General features: G+C 41.4%; 16 protein-coding genes and 1 pseudogene. 9 read left to right on the forward strand and 8 right to left on the reverse strand.

Annotated features, from left to right (window positions below; genetic code table 11):
- Nucleotides 1-118: 118 nt before the first annotated feature.
- Nucleotides 119-325 (reverse strand): annotated as a pseudogene (locus tag L1266_RS15280) (nuclease-related domain-containing protein); the annotation flags it as partial.
- A gap of 232 nt (nucleotides 326-557) precedes the next feature.
- Between L1266_RS15280 and L1266_RS15285 the strand changes: the two are divergent.
- A complete protein-coding gene (locus L1266_RS15285; RefSeq protein ID WP_235377834.1) occupies nucleotides 558-1,283 on the forward strand; it encodes a hypothetical protein in 726 nt (241 codons plus the stop codon).
- 41 nt (nucleotides 1,284-1,324) lie between these two features.
- Here L1266_RS15285 and L1266_RS15290 read toward each other — a convergent pair whose 3' ends face one another.
- The gene (locus tag L1266_RS15290; protein ID WP_235377835.1) at nucleotides 1,325-2,179 is read right to left on the reverse strand and encodes a LysR family transcriptional regulator; all 855 of its coding nucleotides are present in this window, start codon (nucleotides 2,177-2,179) and stop codon (nucleotides 1,325-1,327) included.
- Between the two features lie 81 nt (nucleotides 2,180-2,260).
- On the opposite strand from L1266_RS15290, the gene L1266_RS15295 reads away from it, so the two are divergent.
- From L1266_RS15295 to L1266_RS15305, 3 genes are all read left to right on the forward strand, one after another.
- Complete coding sequence (locus L1266_RS15295) at nucleotides 2,261-2,482, forward strand: DUF2798 domain-containing protein (protein WP_054563225.1); 222 nt, start codon at nucleotides 2,261-2,263, stop codon at nucleotides 2,480-2,482.
- The gene (locus L1266_RS15300) at nucleotides 2,479-2,760 is read left to right on the forward strand and encodes a putative quinol monooxygenase (RefSeq protein ID WP_054553427.1); all 282 of its coding nucleotides are present in this window, start codon (nucleotides 2,479-2,481) and stop codon (nucleotides 2,758-2,760) included. The genes L1266_RS15295 and L1266_RS15300 overlap by 4 nt, the downstream gene beginning before the upstream one ends.
- 859 nt (nucleotides 2,761-3,619) lie before the next feature.
- A complete protein-coding gene (locus L1266_RS15305; RefSeq protein WP_138618960.1) occupies nucleotides 3,620-4,315 on the forward strand; it encodes a hypothetical protein in 696 nt (231 codons plus the stop codon).
- A gap of 237 nt (nucleotides 4,316-4,552) precedes the next feature.
- Here L1266_RS15305 and L1266_RS15310 read toward each other — a convergent pair whose 3' ends face one another.
- Nucleotides 4,553-6,808 carry a hypothetical protein gene (locus tag L1266_RS15310; RefSeq protein ID WP_235377836.1) on the reverse strand — a complete coding sequence of 752 codons (2,256 nt, stop codon included), beginning with the start codon at nucleotides 6,806-6,808 and terminating at the stop codon, nucleotides 4,553-4,555.
- Between the two features lie 109 nt (nucleotides 6,809-6,917).
- A complete protein-coding gene (dgt, locus tag L1266_RS15315) occupies nucleotides 6,918-8,375 on the reverse strand; it encodes a dGTPase (protein ID WP_166338309.1) in 1,458 nt (485 codons plus the stop codon).
- Nucleotides 8,376-8,594: 219 nt separating this feature from the next.
- Here dgt and L1266_RS15320 point away from each other — a divergent pair, with 219 nt between their 5' ends.
- Genes L1266_RS15320 through L1266_RS15335 form a run of 4 tightly spaced genes read left to right on the forward strand, consistent with a single transcriptional unit; the run spans nucleotide 8,595 to nucleotide 15,312 of the window.
- Complete coding sequence (locus tag L1266_RS15320; RefSeq protein WP_235377837.1) at nucleotides 8,595-10,007, forward strand: glycerophosphodiester phosphodiesterase; 1,413 nt, start codon at nucleotides 8,595-8,597, stop codon at nucleotides 10,005-10,007.
- A gap of 10 nt (nucleotides 10,008-10,017) precedes the next feature.
- Nucleotides 10,018-12,333, forward strand: a complete 2,316-nt coding sequence (locus L1266_RS15325) for a carboxypeptidase-like regulatory domain-containing protein (protein ID WP_235377838.1) — start codon at nucleotides 10,018-10,020, stop codon at nucleotides 12,331-12,333.
- A 16-nt stretch (nucleotides 12,334-12,349) separates the two neighbouring features.
- Entirely contained in the window at nucleotides 12,350-14,107 is a 1,758-nt protein-coding gene (locus tag L1266_RS15330) for a hypothetical protein (RefSeq protein WP_235377839.1), read from the forward strand.
- A gap of 11 nt (nucleotides 14,108-14,118) precedes the next feature.
- Nucleotides 14,119-15,312: an alkaline phosphatase family protein gene (locus L1266_RS15335; protein ID WP_166338313.1), complete on the forward strand. Its 1,194-nt coding sequence runs from the start codon at nucleotides 14,119-14,121 to the stop codon at nucleotides 15,310-15,312.
- A gap of 177 nt (nucleotides 15,313-15,489) precedes the next feature.
- On the opposite strand, the gene L1266_RS15340 is transcribed toward L1266_RS15335, so the two are convergent.
- Entirely contained in the window at nucleotides 15,490-16,026 is a 537-nt protein-coding gene (locus L1266_RS15340; RefSeq protein WP_138619797.1) for a hypothetical protein, read from the reverse strand.
- 195 nt (nucleotides 16,027-16,221) lie between these two features.
- On the opposite strand from L1266_RS15340, the gene L1266_RS15345 reads away from it, so the two are divergent.
- Entirely contained in the window at nucleotides 16,222-17,178 is a 957-nt protein-coding gene (locus L1266_RS15345) for an ATP-grasp domain-containing protein (protein WP_235377840.1), read from the forward strand.
- Here L1266_RS15345 and L1266_RS15350 read toward each other — a convergent pair.
- The 3 genes from L1266_RS15350 to L1266_RS15360 are packed head-to-tail and all read right to left on the reverse strand — an operon-like array spanning nucleotide 17,175 to nucleotide 19,713.
- Nucleotides 17,175-18,497, reverse strand: a complete 1,323-nt coding sequence (locus L1266_RS15350) for an ATP-binding protein (protein ID WP_138599368.1) — start codon at nucleotides 18,495-18,497, stop codon at nucleotides 17,175-17,177. The two genes, L1266_RS15345 and L1266_RS15350, sit on opposite strands and share 4 nt — an antisense overlap.
- Nucleotides 18,497-19,180 carry a response regulator transcription factor gene (locus tag L1266_RS15355; RefSeq protein WP_054553438.1) on the reverse strand — a complete coding sequence of 228 codons (684 nt, stop codon included), beginning with the start codon at nucleotides 19,178-19,180 and terminating at the stop codon, nucleotides 18,497-18,499. The genes L1266_RS15350 and L1266_RS15355 overlap by 1 nt, the downstream gene beginning before the upstream one ends.
- Nucleotides 19,180-19,713: a hypothetical protein gene (locus tag L1266_RS15360; protein WP_235377841.1), complete on the reverse strand. Its 534-nt coding sequence runs from the start codon at nucleotides 19,711-19,713 to the stop codon at nucleotides 19,180-19,182. Before L1266_RS15360 ends, L1266_RS15355 begins: the two co-directional genes overlap by 1 nt.
- Nucleotides 19,714-19,764: the final 51 nt, after the last annotated feature.

The following is a 19,764-nucleotide window of genomic DNA, read 5'->3' on the forward strand; positions in this document are numbered from 1 at the left end:
TTAACGAGGGCTTGATTATAGTGAGACCAGTTTGTGATTTTGCTCATTGTTGTTGCACGGGCTAGTAGGATATAGATGATCTGATCACAGGCTGGCAAGATAGTTCAAACTTTTAGGAAACAACGCCCCCATATGTATAAACAATTAAGTGGTCTATCTGCGCTGATTCGTTATTGTGCTTAAATTTAACATCATTAAATACGAATACTTGTGGGTGATCTTTGAATGCTCGGCGCAAATAAAATGCGACATCTAGCTCTTGCTTGTCCCCAGCTTTAATCTTGATTGATAGTGAGGTTGAAGGTGCTTTATCTTTTAAAATCATGAGAAATCCATTCTGCCATGTATGCGTATAGGGTACCATCGAAATGCAAAATTAAAATATTAAACTTAATGATGGATTTTAGATAATTAAATGCATCTCAGAGATTGGCGTTTACTTCTCTTTGGTTGCCGTCGCCAACGCGACATAACTTAAATAAATCGTTAAAAGGTCACTTTTTCCTCGCCCTAATTTTGGTACAATGTGGCTTACCAAATTACACAGATGTAATGTTATGAAGAAATGGATTTTATTACTCGCTACTTTGCTTGCGAGTTTCAACACGGTTGCTGAAGAGCAATATTCAAAAAGCCGCTGCGATAACATTGAGGCTGAACGCGAGGGCATTCGTAAGAGAATGAATCGTAGCTACACGGCTAGGCAAGGTGAACGTTGGAATCAACGTTTAGATGAGCTTTTTACGCTGCTGGCGAGACACTGTAAACACCCAAAAAGAAGTTCTGGTAATGGCGGTAATTATACGTATCGCTCTAACCCTACCGCACTTTTAAACACCAAAGTACATAACTCTACGGTGTATTCAAATTCATATAATGACGATAAAAAGCGCCAAGCTTGGGGGCAATTTTATCAATTACCAAAACGTTGTAGAGCGAAGAAAATTCAGCAAGCTGATTTTGTATGGTGTAGCGAAAATAAAGCTGAGCAAAAGGCGCTATTTGAATCGGCTTGGAGCGGTAATTCAAAAGCAAGCCATAAAGATATTGTTATTACAGTAAAGCCAACCATTACAGAAATTAATGCAAATAAAACCACAAGCCAAGTTGCGATAAACAGCCCGATAATCGAAGCACCCGTTAAACAAGCTTCAATTCCTTTAAATGAGAGTGTTGGTCCGCAAGTGACAAAGTTGAATGACCTTAAAATTTGGCAATTAGCCTTGGCTGGCATTGCGGCCATGTTGTTTGTGTTTGGTCTTTATCGTTGGTTTAAAGATTGAGTTATTTGACGGGCTAAAGCCCGACCTACGATGCCTCGCAACTACAGTTTCAACACCTCTCCTTGTAAACTCGGTGAGTTTGCAATACTGGTTTGGAGTTGCTCTATCAACAACTGGGCATTCGCTGATGGTGTGCGTGAATGTGGCCAGAGGGCGTAAATTGGCCTTGCGGGAATATCGTGGGGGGAGTCGATATAACTAAAGTTGCTGGTGTCGTTTATACAGCAAATTTCGCTCATGGGTAATAAGCCAATGCCATAGCCTGCTTCAACCATTTTTCTGGCGATTGTAATGTCAAAACAAAAGCTTATATGTTCATACTCGGTTTTTAATTTGTTAAGCAAACCGCTGGGGAGTTGTGATTCTGAATAGGGCAATATCAGCCTTGATGTTGGGGCATCTTTCTTTTTAATCAGCTTTATTGCGATCATGCCTAGGCGCTTTTGAAAGTAGCTTGAGTCTTGTTGATCGCCGATGCGAATGGCTAAGTCAAAACGTTTTTGGCTTAGTTGGCTGTTGGCATTACTTGGGTAAATGTGGAGGTTTAGCGCAGGGTTTGCCATCGCAAACTGATTAACTGCCCCCATCAGTGGGCCCGCAATGATGTTTTGTGGGCACAACAGGTAAAACTCTTTAGCGGCGGGCGAGTCATTTAGTTGCTCAAGCTGGCTGTTAAGAGCAAGCACCTGCTCGCCTAACTCGTTATACAGTGATTCACCTTTGGCGGTTAACACAATGCCGCGGGCTGTGCGTTGCAGTAATGGCTCGGCGAGTTTTTCTTCTAATGCCTGAATGCGCCTTGATAGAGTTGAAAGATTCAGTCCTAAATCTTTTGCTGTTTGGCTCATGCTTTTACGGCGCGCTATTTCAATAAATAAATGCAGATCATCCAGCATACGACTCCCTCAATCTTAGTTTGCATTTTCGTGACTGTTGCCACTTGGCCTGTACAAATATAGTAACGCCAAGGAGGACATATGAAAATTCATTTTACTTTTACTGCGGCATTTTCGTTTTTAATGTCGTTTTTACTTTCGGCATGGGTCACTTATGTCAACTTAGGGCTGAGCGATACATTTTTTCTAAGTTGGATGAAGGCGTTTGCTAATGCATGGCCTGCTGCGTTTGTGGTGGCTTTTACGGTTGCCCCGCCAATTAGGGCATTGGTTTTAAAGTTATATAGTAAGGAGTCAGTATGATTAATATCGTGGCAAAAATTACCCCAAAGGCAGCATTATTTGATGACTGTAAAGGGCGTTTACAGGGCATATTAGCAGCCACTCGCGCAGAACCTGGTTGTAATCGTTTTGAGTTGTTTGCGAGCAAAGAGCAGCGTTGTTTGTTTTTAGTTGAGCAGTTTGAATCGCAAGCCGCCCTTGATGAGCATTATGCTCAGCCTTATACCCAAGCGGTGTTCGCATTTTATGAAAATGCGTTGGCAGAGCCAGTTGAGGTAGAGAAAGTGGAAGAGCTTTAGTTTAATATGCACAAAGAGGATTAAGAGGCGCTGCGCTTTAGAGAAGAGCATTAATTGGTTGTATCTCATTGTCTTCTCGTTCAGTTCTCTTTGTGAATAAAGGTATTGAACCGCTGAGTGCACCGAGGCGCTGCGCGCTACATAGGAAAGGTAATTTCACAAAGAGATTATGAGGCGCTGCGCTTTAGAGGAAAATAACTAATTGGTTGTATCTCATTGTTTTCTCATTCAGTTCTCTTAGTGAATAAAGGTATTGAACCACTGAGTACACCGAGGCGCTGCGCTTTAGAGGCAATTAACTAATTGGCTGTATCTCATTGTTTTCTCATTCACTTCTCTTTGTGAATAAAAATATTTGAACTTTAGGGAGCACCGAGGCGCTTTGCACTACATAGAGAAACCCATTTAAACCTTTCAAATTTCATACTCTCAAAGTACAAAACAAGTTTCACACCGACAGGTAAAAAACTAGGCTACTGGGGAAGTACTGCTATTCGTAGCCTAGTTTACAAGGTTGAAATGGTTACAGCATATGCAGAATTTGTTTAGCTTTTTCGCGGGTTAAACACGCGGCCATTGGGCGTTTTGCAAACAGTTTGGCTGAGACTGTTTGTTCTTTGCCTATGTATTGGTTATGCAGCTGTTTAAAGTGTGGTTACTTGAGCAATATGCATTGGATGATAAACAGTTTTACTTTGGCAAGAATTAATATTCAGATTTGTTATTGCTCTTTCACTTTGTGAGAACATAAATCGAACTAGCAATTTATCAGTCTTTCAGGTGAATTTAGCGCAGATTTGTTGCAGTTTTATTTGAAGCTGTTAGTCTGTACCTCTAAATTTTACAGTGACGTAAATTCATGTTTAAACGGACTTTAATGCTTACAGTGCTATTGCTAGTAGCTGTATCTACACGGGCGAAAGAGCCAATCCTTTCTAATGAGTGCAAAAGTATTCAAACTGAGCGCGCTGAATTGCAATCTGCGTTAAGAAAGTCTCATGTACTTGATAAAATAGAAATTTATAAACAGCAAATTCAGAACTTATCTGCTCGATTTGCTGAAACATGTTTTACCAATGAACAAATAGCTGACCGTAAAGCTGCGCTTTTTAATCCTGATATTAGTTTACTTGAAAACCAACTAGCTAAACCGTTGTCTCAAAAAGCTTATTTAGAAAAACAAGCTGCGTGGCAACGTTTTTACGTGATGCCAACACGCTGCTTTAATCAGCCTCTTGAGCTTAAATATCTAGATTGGTGTATTGACAATAAACAGTTTCAATTTCAGAAATTTGATACGCTCTGGCAGCAAAAGAATACACAAATCGCGCGTTCTGAAGCTAAGCTGACAGATTCGTTTCATGAGTTTGTGCTGCCAAGTAAAACAGAACGAGCAAAACTGAGTGCGCAACAGCAATTAAAGCGCTACAGCAACACAACAGATTCCTTCTTACCGACCAATATAATTGTATTATGTGTTTTAGCGGTATCAGTGTTTTTTGGGCTGATTTTTATATTTCATTGGTTGATGCGCCCACGACCTGTGGTGAAGTGAGTATACAGTAGGCGTGAAATTTATTTCGCGCGCCATGCAAGCACAGGCACTGGGCTTTAGGCGCAAGGACGCGATATGAAATCGCTGCTACAAATTCGTCTCTCGAAACTCACTTCTCGTTATTTACTCAAACCATTCCCGGCTAAAGCCAGTCCTACGGGGGAAACAATAGGCACTGGGCTTTAGGCGCTAGGACGCGGTGTAAAATCTGCTACAGGTTCGTTTCTCGTTACTTAATCACTCATCTGTTTTAAGCTGTTTAGCGCGTTCTTCTGCATCAATAAGAGCTTGTGATTTTGGCTGTTTGGTTTTACTTTTTATCACAGGCTTTTCGTCAGAATTAGGATCCCACGTAGGATCAAGCGATAAGTTCGCAAATGGATTATACGGCTTATCATCTTGTTGCTCGGTCTCTAAATTTGTTTCTTTATCAGCTTCATCAGAGTCACTAGCCATCTGTTCTAGCATATCGTCGTTACTCAGTTCGACAGACAAATCAACCGTATCTTCAGCAGGTTTTGTTGGTTCTTCAGGGCTAAATGACGCAGGTTCGTCCTGTAGCTCTTGTTCAAGCGCTTGTAAGGCTTTTGCTAAATCATCATCGCTAATGTCGTCGTGATCGTCTGTTGTGCTTGGAGCCGTGACTGTTTGTTTATCTTCAGCAAAATGATCAGCAAACGATAAATCATCACCCATCAATGACGATAAGTCATATTCAGGCACGTCATCTCTAGACGGCTCGTCGTCAGCAATAGGCTCTTTTGTTGAGTATTCATCAAAACCAAACGATGACGAACTCGTAAAGCTTGGCTCGTCAAACTCTGGTTTTTCAAGCTCATCGATTTCAGGTTTTTCTAGCTCTTCTATCTCAGTTAAAACTGGTTCATCGTCAGCAATAGGCTCTTTAGCTTTATACTCATCAAAACCAAACGATGACGAACTCGTAAAGCTAGGCTCGTCAAACTCTGGTTTCTCAAGTTCATCAATTTCTGGTTTTTCTATCGCTTCTATCTCAGTTAAAACAGGTTCATCGTCAGCAATAGGTTCTTTTGTTGAATACTCATCAAAACCAAATGATGAAGAACTCGTAAAGCTTGGCTCGTCAATCTCTGGCTTCTCAAGCTCATCAATTTCAGGTTTTTCTAGTGCTTCTATCTCAGTTAAAACTGGCTCGTCCTCGGCAATTGGTTCTTTAGTTGTGTACTCATCAAAGCCGAATGATGACGAAGCGGAATCTCTCGGTTCTTCTAGTTCAGATTCATCTTGTTTAGATTCCTCTGCTTTTGGAGTTGTTTCTTCATTGATGCTGTAAGATGAAGCAAGGCTCGCTAATTTTAGCTCTTGCTCTAGGCCTCGTTGCTCATCTAAGAAGTCATCATCAGAGTCGTTTACGTCTTTATCGTCGTAACCAAGTTCAAGATCATTAAATTGCTTGGCGTCAGCAAAATCATCAGCTGTTTGTGTAGATGGGGTTTGTGGCTTTTCACTATCATGCTGTGCACTAAAGTGCATTAGTTCAGCGAGATCGTCGTTATCATTTTTTTCGGTTAATTCATTTGTGAAGTCAGGTAATGAATCAGTGTCTTGCTGTGACTGCTCTGAGTTTTCATTTAGTACGGCAGCCGTTGCAGCTTGAAGTTCTTCGGCTTCTTTTTCTGCTGAAGCTTGCGCTTGGGCCGCTGCTTTTAGGGCCTTAGCTTGCATTAAGCTTTGCTCAAGCTCTGAGTCTGCATCAGTATTTTTATTTTGACGAATACGAACAATCACTAAGCCTGCAATAAGTAGTACTAGCAAGACAATTAAACTTGGCATTAATAATGAGCTTGAAGAACTATTTTCACTTTCATAAGGAGCAGCAGGCTCCGGTGTAAATGCTGGCTCAACAGGTTCTGCCTCGACAGCTTTTCTTACATCTGTAGTTTCACTGTTTTGCGAACTGTCAGGCGCTGGGTTATCAAGCTGTTGTTCCATCACAGGAGAGGTTACAGGCTCGGCCACAGTTTCTGTCGGGGTATCAGAGATTATAATGCGATCAACGTCAGCGGGCTCTTCTGTTTGCTGCACTGGTGGTGTTAGCTGTGTATTTTGCGTTTCTAGTGGTTCTGGCTCTATTTGTAATTGTTCTGCAGGCTGTTGCGGCTCAATAATCTCTGATGCTTGCTCAACTGTAGGCTGTGTTGGTTCTTCAGGCGTACCTTGTATTGCTCCTGAATGTTGAGTTGAGCGGGTGCTATTACTCTGAATTACTGGTTCAACGGGTTGTGTTGGCTGTTGCTGAACTTTAAGGTTTGAACCATTATTGAGTGGGGTAGGATTTTGGCAATTTTTTTCGTAATTTCTGGCAGCTGAACGATAATTTTTGTTGCTAGTGTTGTTACGATACTCATGCATTTGTTGCTTTAACAAAATACACATAGCTTCGTTGTACTGTGCTTTTGATGTAAAGCTCAGACTTGCAAGTAATAGTAATAAAGTTGTTTTTATAATTGGCATAGTTTCCTGACCAGTAAGGTTTATCTGGTTACCCAAACAATGAGTTAATTCTAAGCCCAGTAGGGCAATTTATCCACATTCATTAAATAATTTCAGCGAAATAGCAAAGTCAATCGATCACCATGAGCGCTCGGTATTCGTCATAAGCAAATTGGTCGGTCATTCCGCTTATGTAATCTTGAATTAATCGGCAGCGATAATAGAACTCGTAGGCGGTAAAATGATCCGGTTCGGCTTTTAGGGCATCAATGGCTTTTTGATAGCTATTTAAATGTTTATTAGATAGTTTTTTCACCAGACGAGTTTCAATTAAGTAGTGTTGATCGCCTTTTAAAACCCGTTTAAAAGCATCGGCGTCAAGGGCAAGTAAGGGCTTGTAGCAATCAAGTAAACCGCTAATGATTCGATAACCTTGCAGCTCTAAGCGCTCTACCTCTTTGTGGCAAAAAACGTGCTTTAATGCCACTTGTTTTAAGGTGAGCGTGACAGCGTGCAGATGGCTACGATCTTCTAATAACGCTTGATTAAAATCACCATGGTAAATGGCTTCTATGTTGCTGATAAACCGTTCTGCTGCGTAGCTTACTAATGGGTGTAGCAAGGTCACACGCAGGTAAATAAAAAATTCGCTGTTAAAATTGTATGGCTGCTCTTGCGCTTTACTTAACGCATAATCAATGGCTTTTTCGGCAAAGTCGCTGTGTTTGGTATCGTCTATGGTTAGGTTTGTGAGTGTGCGGGTGTATTGCTCTTTTAGCTTGTCGCAAAGCGACTCGACACTAATAATGCCTTTTTCGACCGCATCTTCTATGTCGGCTAAACAATACGAAATATCGTCAGCGGCTTCCATAATGTAGCTTGCAGGATGGCGGCAATATTGTTCAATCTCTAACTCATTTTGCAGTGCTTCAACAAAAGGCTTTTCGCTAAAATAGTAACCCACTTTTTTCATCAAGTAGTTTTTATCTTGTGGGCTGTCTTTTTTTGCCATGCTGGCCGGGCGGGTATATTTTAAAATTCCGGCACTTTGGCTGTAGGTTAAATTTAGTGAAAGTAATGAATGAATTATACGAATACCTTGGGCATTACCTTCAAAGCTTTTTATATCTTGGGCTAAGTGTTTAAAAATCACGCTGATGCCAATGCCTTTACAGCGCTCTGGGGTTAGTGAGTCTAAGTGTTTCTCGAACCACTGATTAATGGCTGCTTCGCCAAAGTGACCAAACGGTGGGTTGCCAATATCGTGCATTAGGCAGGCCATTTCAACGAGGCTTTCTAGTGGCCGCTCAAGTCCTGCTAGGCCATATTCTTTTTGCTTTGCATCACTGAGCTTATTAAAAATGGTTTGCACAATAAAGCGGCCTACCTGTTGCACTTCAAGTGAGTGAGTCAGCCGTGAACGCACTGCAGCATTGCGCTCAAGTGGAAATACTTGGGTTTTTTGTTGTAAGCGGCGAATTGCTGCACTGTTAATAATACGACCCCGATCACTTTCAAGCGCAGTGTGTAAATTATTGGTAGAACGCATTTCGCGTGCTGGGGTAATTTTTTTACCAAAATCGATCATTTTTCGTTCCCACAAAGCGGTAAAAATCGGGCTTTTATATGTTGTTAGCAAAACTTTGCTAGTTATTAAATTTAATCTAACAGCTTGTATCTTAAATTAAAATATTCATTTTTATTAAAGTTATTACTTTAAATTAAGTCCTTTATTCATATATTATTCAGTTTCACGCACTTCTTCATTATCTTGAATTAGAAAGGAAAGCCTTTTGGCTGTATAGCAATGATGCAAACTCTGTCTAAAAAAACATGGCTGCTAGCCAGTATTCTTTTGTATTGTATTGGTTTAACTGCTTGTAAAAGTACCCCTGAAACAAGTACTGAAAACACCTTAACAGTAGTCGAAAAAAATGCCATTAAGGCCAAACAGGATGCACTTCGCGCCCGTGGTTTTTACGAAAGTCAGCTAGGTAATATCAATTACGCTACAACGAGGCAATGCAGTAACTTTAATTTACAAAGTCACCGTGGCTCAATTCGCTACGCCGAAAACTCGCTTAACGCAGTAATTGATGCTATCGACAACAACTTTGATGTTGTTGAAATTGACGTGCGTATTACCCGTGACGATGTGTGGGTTGTGCATCATGATGCTCGCACCGGCCGCGAAACAGGCACGGTTGATAATAAGCGTCGTAAAATTGAGTCGATGAACTACAAAAAAGAGTGGGGCTATTTACGTCATCGTAATCAAGATACTGGGCTACTTACCGATAAAATGCCGCCATCATTTAGAGAGCTAGCAGCTACGTTTGCACGCTATCGTAAACCCCATCAAAAACTGAATATCGAAATAAAATCAAAGGCCTCAGTTAACGATTTAAAAATGCTTGATTACTTGGCATATGAGTTTGTTGGCGGCGGAAACTACTTTTTTAGTAGCTTAGAAATGCGCAACCTTACTCGTATGCGCGACATTAACCCAGACATTTATTTGGCATTTATTCAATCACCGGCAAAAGCCTCAATGAATAAGCTAGCAAGTGATCTAAAACGCGGTGCTGGGAGCGATCCTATTTATGAGCGTAACAAAGAAGAACTTGAAAGCTTGCAAGCACTTGGAAATCGTTACCATCGTGAAAAGCGTTACGACAGCCCTGTTAAGCTTGATAAATTGGCAAAGCAGCTAAAACGTAACTTTGGCTATGTGCTTGATATTCGTCATTACAAGCAAAGTGCAGCTCGCTTGAAACCAGTTGCTAAAGCGCGCGGCATTATGATTGCTACATATTCAATTAATGGTCACGACTATCATGAGCGCAGCTTATTAGCGCAGTCACGTTCGCTGCGTCCAGACTCGGTGATCATGGACGACACCGTATATGGTTTTTGTTCTGTGTTCGAGTTGCCAAAAATGCGGCCGTTTTTTAGCGATGACCCAGAAGCTAAGTTAATTGCTAGTATGCCTGCAGACCTTGATTTAGAACGCTTAGATGAGCTGTATGCTTATAAAGCTAATCAGCTTTATCCTGCGGTGGGCGGCACGCTTAAATCAACGCAAGCACAAACTTATATTCCCAAAGTAACATCGACTCCTTCAGCGCCTAATTTAGAAATAGGGACTCGCCAAGCCGATGAAGACTTTAGCCTAGAAACAGATCCTGCTGTTGAACTAGAACTACGTAAAAAACAATAAGAACAAAACTATGACTGATTTAATAAAGCCGTTTTGGTGGCGCTGCTTGCTACTTGTTTTAGCTACTTTATATTTATTACCCGAAGCAATTTTTAATGCCCAATTAGTGTCATTAGTAGGGTTAGGCACTCCTTCAGCAGAAGATCTTGAACACCTTGAAATTTATGGCCGAGCAGTGTCTGGAGTAGGTGTTGCGCTGCTGTTAGCTGACTTTTTACCTAAAGCCATGGTTGCTAAAGTTGGCCGCGGACTTATCTCGTTTATCGCTTTACTGTGTTTAGTTTGGCCAGTGGTGTTTTTTGGCCAGAAGTATGTAATTGAAAAGACCTTGATTGAGCCCTCTACAGCAGAGCAACGTCAGTTTGCTACGTACAGTGCAGCACTGCGTGATGCTCTAGCAATTAACTCGATTAAAGTGAATGATCTCGATTATAACCCTGAGCAATTACATAGTTCAGAGAACTTAACCTTTTTGGCGCTATTTGGTGGCTTACTGTATAGCGATGCCGCACTTTCAGATAATTTAGAGCAAGATAAACGTAAGATCATCGCTGCTTTTGTGCAGAAGAAAGCGTATCAAGATTTTGATAAACATTATAAAAACTACAGCCAGCTATATGATGAGCTGGTGGTTAAATACAAAGCCTATGCTGATGGCAGTAAAAAGTATAACAACACTTTGGCTGGAATAGGTGAACGTGAACAAGGTTATTGGCAGCAAGTTGAGCAAGAGATCAACAGTGGCTGGAGCAAGTATCAGCAAGCACAAAAAGCCCACATTGCCAAAGCATCGGCACGAGCGCAAAAGTATGGCCCTAAGATTTATGATTACCATCACAGTATCGCTAAATGCCGTGAGCGTTATGATAAGAGCAGCGAAAAAGATCGCCGTAATCGCTGCTATGAGCGCGAAGCAGCAGACTACCGAAGCACTATTTTAAAAGCGGGTATTGGCTATATAGAGCCTGATTACTGGCTTATCGAAGAAGAAATCTCGGCTGCAGAAAATGCCGCAGGCACTATTTTGATGGGGGTGCTCACTGGCGGTGTTTATACAGCTCTGCAAGCGGCAAGTTTAGCAACAGGTGGCGATGGTGGTCTTAAGGATAAACGCTACAAATACACCGATGATCCCGATCATTATCAGTTACGCTTTTTACAGCATCCGAACTTTCATAAGATGTTTGTTAGCGAGACAGGTTACCCGTTTACGGTTGAAAACTTAGTGGCGTTTCGTACTCACGAAACAACGCAAAACAAGCTTAGAGCACACTTTGCTAGTAAAGGTTTACAACTTGAAAGCAATTGGAATGTGAATCAACGCCAAGCGTTTGCTAATGCAGTCGCAACCAAAGTTACCAACGAAGCGAATGCACATTGGCAAAGCGAAATGCGTAAACGTGGTATGAGCTTAGAGCCAAACTTAAGCTGGGTTGCGTTTCAGTTACACCCGCAAATTCAAGCTAAAATTGCCGACAGAATGGGCGATTTATACGTAAAAAACATTCGCGCAGATTGGAATAAAAAGAACTTCAAAGACAAGGTATTAGATCCAAACATTGCAAAACGCACCGACAAATACCTAGCTATGCTTAATAGCTCAGAAGGTAAATTTGCAGATGGTGGCGAGTATGCTGAGTACGGTAAACAAGCACTCCGTTCGGTGATTATTCCGCCTATTTCGATGTCGTTGTCACTGTTTTTGATTTGCTTAACCTTTAGCAAGCTGCCGTTAAAACTATGGCAATTGATTAAACCTCAGCAAGAAAAGCAACCAACCACTGCTGTATCTGTTTTGCAAAAGCTGATTATGCCAGCGCTGATTTTGATAGTGCCAGTAATGTTTGTGCATAACACCTTTACTGAAGACGACCAAAGCCCTGTTAACTACTTTTTAGACAAGGTCGATGAATCGAGCAATCCGGTGTTTAGTTATGCGATTCGTTGGACTTTGCATGCCCAGCCTTTGCTGCATCCTCTAGGCTTAGAATTTGAAGAAAAACTGCATATTTACGAGAGTTTTAGTCCAGTGAGCCATGCTTTAGCTAAGGTTGATATTTTGCGTCATGGCGATGCCAACTTAAGTGCAGAACAACAGCAGCGCAGACAATACATGGTTGAGCAAAAAACTAAGTTAACAATCTCCACGAATGCGGCGAATGCCACAATTCGTATCATGAATATCGGCCCGAAGTATCGTCCTGGCATGACGTTAAAAACGGGTGCTTATGATATTCAAGTATCGGCGCCTGGATATAAAACGTATCGACGTTGGCACCAAGTTGATGCTGGTGAACACACATTAACCATTGATTTAAGCAAGTAATTAGCAAGGAATGAAAATGCAACATTGCCAAAATACGGTGTATGCCACCGACCTCCACTGTTGTGATTGTGGAGAAGCACTTGAGCAAAAAAGACAAATGCACACGGTTGAGGAACTCAACCCTGATTTACTGGTTGATGTAAAAAACTATGCGCCACAAGCGGGTACGATCACAGGTGTTGTGAAGTCAATGTATTACTATAAGCGCCGCTATAAAACCAATAACGACAACATGTTATATGGTTATTGGTGGCTAGAAGTAGAAGACAAAGACGGCATTATTCATGAGTTTAGTGTTGATGCAGAAAAAGATGTAATTGCTAACCTACAAAAGGGTAATGTGATCACTGCTTTTCAGGAAACACCGTTAACGCTTAATTATCGCATTGCTGATGGCAATGCTAGGCGGGTAGTTAAAAATGACCGTTTTATGCCAGTTGTGATTGTGCATTTTGCCGATCAGCAATATCGCAGCTGGGACAAAACCATTAGCCGAAACTACACTGGTGGAACGATATTGTGGCTGGTTCTAAGTGTTATTACATTCTTAATCATGTTGTTCGCTGCAAAGCTTGAGTTTTTGCCTGCGCTACTTGCGTCATTGCCTGTGGCAATTGGGGTGTTTATGGCAGAGCAAAACTACCATAAAAAAGCCAAAGCCAAACAAGAAGCAAAGTATGATGCGATTTTAGCGGCAACAGATGTGATGCTATCGACCACCCTAAATCAATTGGGTTATAACATGCTGGCAAGAACGCCGAGTAAGTCAGATGTTATTTGTATCTCGTGTCAGCAGCGTATCAGCCAAGATGCGGCACATTGCTATTGCTGTGGTGCTAAGCAACATGTTGAAGCGATTGCTGCAAACGAACAGTCGCTTGCAAAAGATGATGAGCAAGCTATTAGCATTCAAAAAGCGTTAGAGCCAACTATAACCAAACCAACTAGTATCGCTGAGCTTGAGCATGCCATTATGGATGAATATAGTCTTGCGTATGAAAACGATTACGTGCATAAAAATGTTTGGGCACGTAACGAAAAAGGCACTATTCGTCATCGTGCTGTGCTTGGTAAAGTATTAGAAAAAGAGCAAAGCGCACATGCCAATGAAACACGTGAAACAGTAACCACCACTGAAACAACAACCACCTATCGAGGTGGCATGTATGTGGGTAGCGATGTAAAAGAGCGCGTAGAGGTATATCGCAATCGTAGCACGACTTTAAAAGGCGAAATTATGCTTGAAACGGCCACAGGTGAGCCGTTTGTTTTTAAAGCCGGTGAAGATTTATTGGGCTCAGTTGATATCGGCGATTGGGTGTATTACGCCTACAGCAGTGTAGACACAAAGCGTTATTATAAGTATTACCGAGAGTATGCGGTTAATGTGAGTAAAGACATTGCCTATGGCAACACATCAGTACGTAGCTTTGGTATGGTACATGGTTTTAACCGTATGGTACTGCTTGGCCTTACGTCAATAGGGCTAGCGTGGTACTTTGATGCTCAAGATTTTTACCCGTTGATAAATACACTCGTACCAGAGGCCGGGATTGATTTACTCAATAATTACCCGCAAGTGGTCGAACATTTAGATGGGCTTCCGGTTGCTGTGTTTATTGTATTAAGTGTGGTTACTGGCGTTTGGGGCTTTATTTATAGCCTAATAAACGGCTCACGTTTAAAGCGTAGTGTGAAAAAGCTTGAGAGCATGATCACAAAATTTTCAAAACAGTTTGGTAACGTTTCTGAGCAAATTAACAAATTGAACTAAAAGGGTTTCGCATGCGTATTTGGCAATTAGTTTTAGCGGGTATATTAATGTTTAGCTCGGCTGTAAAAGCGGAGCAAGAGCAATCTGTGGTCCTTATTTCGATAGATGGCTTTCGTTGGGATTATATTGAAAAACACCATGCAAAACACTTAAAAGCAATCAGTGAGCAGGGCGTACGAGCTAGCAAAATGCGTCCTGTTTACCCGACCAAAACCTTCCCGAATCATTTGTCGATTATTACCGGCTTGTTGCCGGTTAATCATGGCATTGTCGAGAACCGCTTTTGTGATACTGAGCGCAACGACTGTTACAAAATGGGGAAAGGGAAAGACGATAGCACTTGGGTGAGTGGTATTCCGCTTTGGAACCTAGCGCAAATGCAGGGCTTAAAAGCCGCAACCTATTTTTGGCCTGAATCAGATGCGCGCTTTAACGGTATGTTGCCTGATTACTTTTATCATTATTCAAAACACAGTGATTACCAAAAGCGTGTTGATCAAATTATTCAGTGGTTGAGCTTACCAAAAGCGCAGCGTCCACGTTTGGTTATAAGCTACTTTTCGCTGGTGGATAGCATGGGGCATGAGTTTGGCCCAGATGCCAAAGAGACTTATGACGCAGTGCAAAAGCTCGATAGTTTAATGGCTGATTTATCGAGCCGTTTAAAAGCGCTTGATGAAAACATTAACTTGGTGATTGTGTCTGATCACGGAATGACGTCTGTTGATCCAAGCCTTAGCATTAAAATTGATAGCTTGCCGCAAGATGAAAACTTCATAGTGCAAAACACTGGCCCTCGGGTTTTATATTATGCAAAACCAGATAGCAAAGCAGACATCAACGGGTTCAGCAAAAAGCTTGCTAAAGCCGCAGATGGTCGTTACGTCGTACTAAGCGAGCAGCAAAAGCGTGATTATCACTATAATAAAGGCCCGCGCGTTGGCGATATTATTTTACAAACCGACGCACCTCGTGTGTTTACCGACAGCAAAATGGCCGGTTACCTAGGCACTCATGGTTACGCTTACAGCGAAGATATGGCCGCAACCTTTATCGCCACTGGCCCCGCCTTTAAACAAGGCCTTCGTTTAGACGAAGTAAGTAATTTAGATGTGTACCCGCTGATCGCCAAAATTCTTGGCCTTGAGATTTTAAGCCCAATCGACAGCGACGGTGAAAGTTTATGGCCGGCTATGAAGCAGTAAGCTTTGAGTTAGTTTGTGCCAGCACATTACTAAGGCTAAATACGATACCGTAGGCGTTAAATTTATTTCGCGCGAAACAAGTTTCACGCCTACGAATTAATACATTAGGCACTGGGCGCTAGGATTTAGGTTCTTGGAGGCGATGTCAAATCGCAGCTACAGACTCACACCCGTTACCTACAACTTCGTTACCCACCCGTACTCACCATGGCTTTGAAACTTGTAGCTTTGATTACCGGCATCAAATTGGCCTTGTAGGGTGTTTTCTGTGAGGGTCATCACGGCTTGATGGCCTGCTTTAGCATGATCATTGACTTTGCCAAATACACTTCTATCGCCATTGCTGGCTTCAATAATGTTACTAATTTCGACGGTGTAACTGAGGTATTCGTCGATCACTAAAATAAAGTGATCGCCGGGTTGTAAGGTTTTTAGGGTGTCTAAATCAAATTCGCTGAATGCGGTGTTTGCTAATTGGTCAGGCAAACGGCCTTGTTTATATAGATAATCGTGCGCATGATTAGATAGCTGATTAAGCGGCGCAGTTAAGTTCACAATGGGCTGTGGGGCTATTTGGTCGGCCTGCGCTTTGTAAGAGGCAACAAACTGCTGTGTGCTTGGTTTTGTTTTAAAACCATCACTTTGAATGTGCCATTCATTCAGTGCAAATGCTGTAAGTGGCAGAATGAAGATTAATGCAAGCGTCCTGTTCACATGTTTCTCTTACGGGTTTTTATGTTAATTCATTGTTAGTTTTTACCTTAAGTTAACAACCCGGTCAATGGTTAATCACTAAGTAGTGGTTTTTATTATCGTGTCGATAAAATTAATTTGTTTTACTCGGCTTTGAATGCTCAGCATAATCCGCGTTTTTTTGTCACCGAAACTCAAAGACCAGAGGTACCAAGCATGCGCGGGTGGATCATTTATAAAGATAGCCAAGGCTTGTTAAAACAAGAAACCTATGAAGTAGAACGTTTACTTGCTGCAGCCGAAGAAGAGGGCATAGATTTACAAGTTTATTCGCCTGATCAATTTGACCTGACTATTACCCGTGAAGACGGTAAAAGTATTTTAATTGATGGTAAGTCAGTTGAGTTCCCCGATTTTGTTATCCCTCGCATGGGGGCAAGTACAACTTATTTTGCGCTAGCGATTATTCGCCACCTTGAACGTTTAGGTGTGTACTGTGTTAACAGTTCGCAATCCATCGAAACAGTAAAAGACAAATTATTTGCACAGCAAATTCTTGCAGAGTGTAATTTACCCACGCCAAATACCATGTTGGTTAAATTTCCGGTGAATATTGATTTGGTTGAAAAGCAAATTGGCTTTCCTGTGGTTATTAAAACCTTATCGGGCTCGCAGGGGAGTGGTGTATTTTTATCAAAATCAAAAGAAGAGTTTGATGACTTAATGCAGCTGATTGAGGCTGCAAATCCACAAGCAAACATCATTTTACAGCAGTTTGTTAAGTCCAGTCATGGCCGTGATTTGCGAGTACTTACTATCGGTGGCCGTGCTGTTGCGTGTATGGAACGTAACTCACAGGGTAAAAACTTTAAAGCCAATGTTAGTGCAGGTGGCACTGGTAAGTCATTTCCTATTACGCCAGAAATCGAATGGCTTGCAACCCAAACAGCGAACGTACTCAACCTTGATGTAGCAGGCATCGATTTATTGTTTGATGAGCAGCACTTTAAAATTTGTGAAGCAAACTCAAGTCCAGGCTTTGAAGGCTTAGAAGGTGCGTTGGGTATTGACGTAGCCAAAGAGATTTTGCACTTTATTCGCATTCGTTTAGGTATTTTTGATAAACCCACAAAACCAGAAGTGCAAGAAAAAGCAGCTGAGAGCGCAGCTTAATCTTCGGTTATTTTTGCACAAAAGCCATTTTCTGAACTTAGAAATAAGTTGAGTGAATGGCGGTTGCAAATTGCTTGTACGGTTGCAAGGCCTAAACCAAACCCTTCTTTTTGACGCGCCGGATCGCTGCGATAAAAGCGTTTTGTGAGCTGTTGTAAATCATGTTCGTTGACACCCTTACCATTGTCGACAACTGATATACTTTTTTCAGCAATTATTATTTTAATCGTTGCGCCCTTACCAGCGTACTTTATAGCATTTTCGACTAGGTTAAAAATTGCTTGAAACAACAGGTTTCGATCACCGCTTAATTGCCAAGGTGAAGAAATAGCGACATCAATTGATTGACCGTTTTGTTCGGCACTGGGTTGTAGAATTTCACTAATATCATTGGCAAGTTGACTACTATCAATTGTTTCGAGCTGTAGCGGAAACTGTCCATGTTCTAAACGTGTGAGCTTTAGCATGGCGTCAAAGGTGTTAATGATACTATTGAGCTGTTCAAGCTCGTAGCCCATTTCTGGCAGCTTTTGTAAACGCTGCTCTAAATTAAGTTTTAATCGTGTCAGTGGGGTTTTTAGATCATGAGCGATATTATCGGTAATTCCCTGTACCAAAGCGAAATTTTCCTCTACTGCATCGAGCATTGTATTGATGTGAGCTGCTAAACGATCAAATTCATCACCTTTATCTTTATGGGATAAACGCGCGCTTAAGTTGCCATTTTGAACTTGTTCGGCTGTTGCATTGAAGTAGTTTACACGACGCAAGTGTCGACGAGAAAATAGGTAACCAAACAAGCCTGTTAACGCTATTGCTAAGATAAAAGTCCAACTAGCGATTGATTTGAAATCGATAATTAAACGTTGTAAATGCTCTGTGGCAGTGGCGAGCACGATATTGCCATAAACGGTTTTAACTTTGCCTGTTGTGAGTAGGCGTATTTGACCTCGTCCGGTATCAAGAACAGGAAAAACAACTGTTTCGGGGAGTGAGGGGATATTATCGGGTAAAAAGCTTAGCTGCTGGCTTTGTTCATAATCACTCTGCCAAAAAATTAAAATATCACCTTCGCTTCTGAAAACATCCAGCTGTTGAAAAAAGCTTTGCTTGTCAAATTCGGAGGCGAGCGCTTCGATACGTGTTTTTTCGGCATCAAGGCGCCGTTCAACTTGACGGCTTTGCTCGCCAAGTAACAGTTGGTAGATTAAAGTAATCGCGAGTAATAAAGTAACAGCGGTAATTGCTGCAAAGGCCAATGTTAAACGCCAAACTGAGCTTTTTCTTGGGTCGAACAAACGTAGGTTATTTTCGTACATTAACTCTCACTAGCTTTTAAGCGGTAGCCGACACCGCGAACTGTTTCGATTTCTAATTGCGCGGACGCTTCTGTGAGCTTTTTACGAAGCCTCGCAATATGCACGTCAATAACGTTGGTGCCAGGATCAAAATGATATTCCCATACCGATTCAAACAATAAGGTACGGGTGACTAATTTGTCTTGGTGATCTAATAAATACCTAAGCAATTTAAATTCTTTGGGCTGTAAATTAACAGTTTTAGTGTTTACTTCAACTCGTTGATTACTGTAGTCGAGCGATAAATTGGCAAGACTAATTTTAGTGCTCAGTGGGGCATGAAAGGTATGCCGTTTTATTAAGTTTTCGACTCGAATAGCTAATTCAGAAAAAGAGAAGGGTTTTGTTAGATAATCATCACCGCCGGCTTTTAAACCTGTCACTCTGTCGTCTACTTTATCTAGTGCTGATAGTATTAATACTGGCGTTGTTTTGCCGGTTGCTCTTAATGCTAACAATACCTGTAAACCATCAAGCTTAGGAAGCATACGATCTAGAATAATCGCGTCGTAATGTTCACACGTCGCTAGCATAAGCCCTTGTTGACCATCTTCTGCGCAATCTAATGTGTAGCCTTGCTCAATAAAAGCCTTGTATAAAAACTCGCGATTTTGCTGATCGTCTTCAACTAATAATAGTTTCATTAATTGCCCCAACGAAGCAAAGGTAAGTTCTTACCCGTCTCAAGATCAATCGCTTTTTTGTGACGCCCTTTGCTGGTTACGAATGTGGCGACAATGTATGTGATACCCATGTCTTGCTCTAATTGGGCTTCAATTAGGTAGTGTGTTGGCTCACTATCTAGTTGAGTTACTAAACCATGTAATGTGTAACCTTTACGGCTCATCAAATTAGCAGCTGCTATTTCTTCTTGTTCATCAAGCTCCGGAGCTTCATACTCAAGCTCTATTACCTTTCCCGCACTGTCTAAAAGTAATTCGATAAATCGTTGTTTTTTAGCTTCATATAAAGTGACTTCGAATACGCTTTGACCATTTTCAATTTCCAGTTCAAACTCAACAATAACGGCATTTTTCGCATAGTGTTGTTCTATGTTATATAAAACTTCAGTCGGGGCAGGGGCTGTGCTTGAATCTAGCATATTAAAAATGGCTGAACTTGCAGCAAAAGCAAGGCCAGAAATTAAGCATAGGCAAGTTAAAACTATTTTTTTCATAATATTTCGACATTAGTTTGGCAGCACGTTTAGTGCTGCCATTGTTGTATT

Origin of the sequence: Pseudoalteromonas sp. Cn5-37 (assembly GCF_021532495.1) — a bacterium.
Classification (GTDB): Bacteria; Pseudomonadota; Gammaproteobacteria; order Enterobacterales; family Alteromonadaceae; genus Pseudoalteromonas; species Pseudoalteromonas simplex.

Excerpts from the sequence above, each read along its gene's own strand:
- L1266_RS15335 (WP_166338313.1), top strand. The coding sequence starts at position 14,119 with ATGCGTATTTGGCAATTAGTTTTAGCGGGTATATTAATGTTTAGCTCG.
- L1266_RS15290 (WP_235377835.1), bottom strand. The coding sequence starts at position 2,179 with ATGCTGGATGATCTGCATTTATTTATTGAAATAGCGCGCCGTAAAAGC.
- L1266_RS15320 (WP_235377837.1), top strand. The coding sequence starts at position 8,595 with ATGATGCAAACTCTGTCTAAAAAAACATGGCTGCTAGCCAGTATTCTT.
- L1266_RS15305 (WP_138618960.1), top strand. The coding sequence starts at position 3,620 with ATGTTTAAACGGACTTTAATGCTTACAGTGCTATTGCTAGTAGCTGTA.
- dgt (WP_166338309.1), bottom strand. The coding sequence starts at position 8,375 with ATGATCGATTTTGGTAAAAAAATTACCCCAGCACGCGAAATGCGTTCT.
- L1266_RS15355 (WP_054553438.1), bottom strand. The coding sequence starts at position 19,180 with ATGAAACTATTATTAGTTGAAGACGATCAGCAAAATCGCGAGTTTTTA.
- L1266_RS15345 (WP_235377840.1), top strand. The coding sequence starts at position 16,222 with ATGCGCGGGTGGATCATTTATAAAGATAGCCAAGGCTTGTTAAAACAA.
- L1266_RS15360 (WP_235377841.1), bottom strand. The coding sequence starts at position 19,713 with ATGAAAAAAATAGTTTTAACTTGCCTATGCTTAATTTCTGGCCTTGCT.
- L1266_RS15310 (WP_235377836.1), bottom strand. The coding sequence starts at position 6,808 with ATGCCAATTATAAAAACAACTTTATTACTATTACTTGCAAGTCTGAGC.
- L1266_RS15330 (WP_235377839.1), top strand. The coding sequence starts at position 12,350 with ATGCAACATTGCCAAAATACGGTGTATGCCACCGACCTCCACTGTTGT.
- L1266_RS15350 (WP_138599368.1), bottom strand. The coding sequence starts at position 18,497 with ATGTACGAAAATAACCTACGTTTGTTCGACCCAAGAAAAAGCTCAGTT.
- L1266_RS15285 (WP_235377834.1), top strand. The coding sequence starts at position 558 with ATGAAGAAATGGATTTTATTACTCGCTACTTTGCTTGCGAGTTTCAAC.
- L1266_RS15325 (WP_235377838.1), top strand. The coding sequence starts at position 10,018 with ATGACTGATTTAATAAAGCCGTTTTGGTGGCGCTGCTTGCTACTTGTT.
- L1266_RS15300 (WP_054553427.1), top strand. The coding sequence starts at position 2,479 with ATGATTAATATCGTGGCAAAAATTACCCCAAAGGCAGCATTATTTGAT.
- L1266_RS15295 (WP_054563225.1), top strand. The coding sequence starts at position 2,261 with ATGAAAATTCATTTTACTTTTACTGCGGCATTTTCGTTTTTAATGTCG.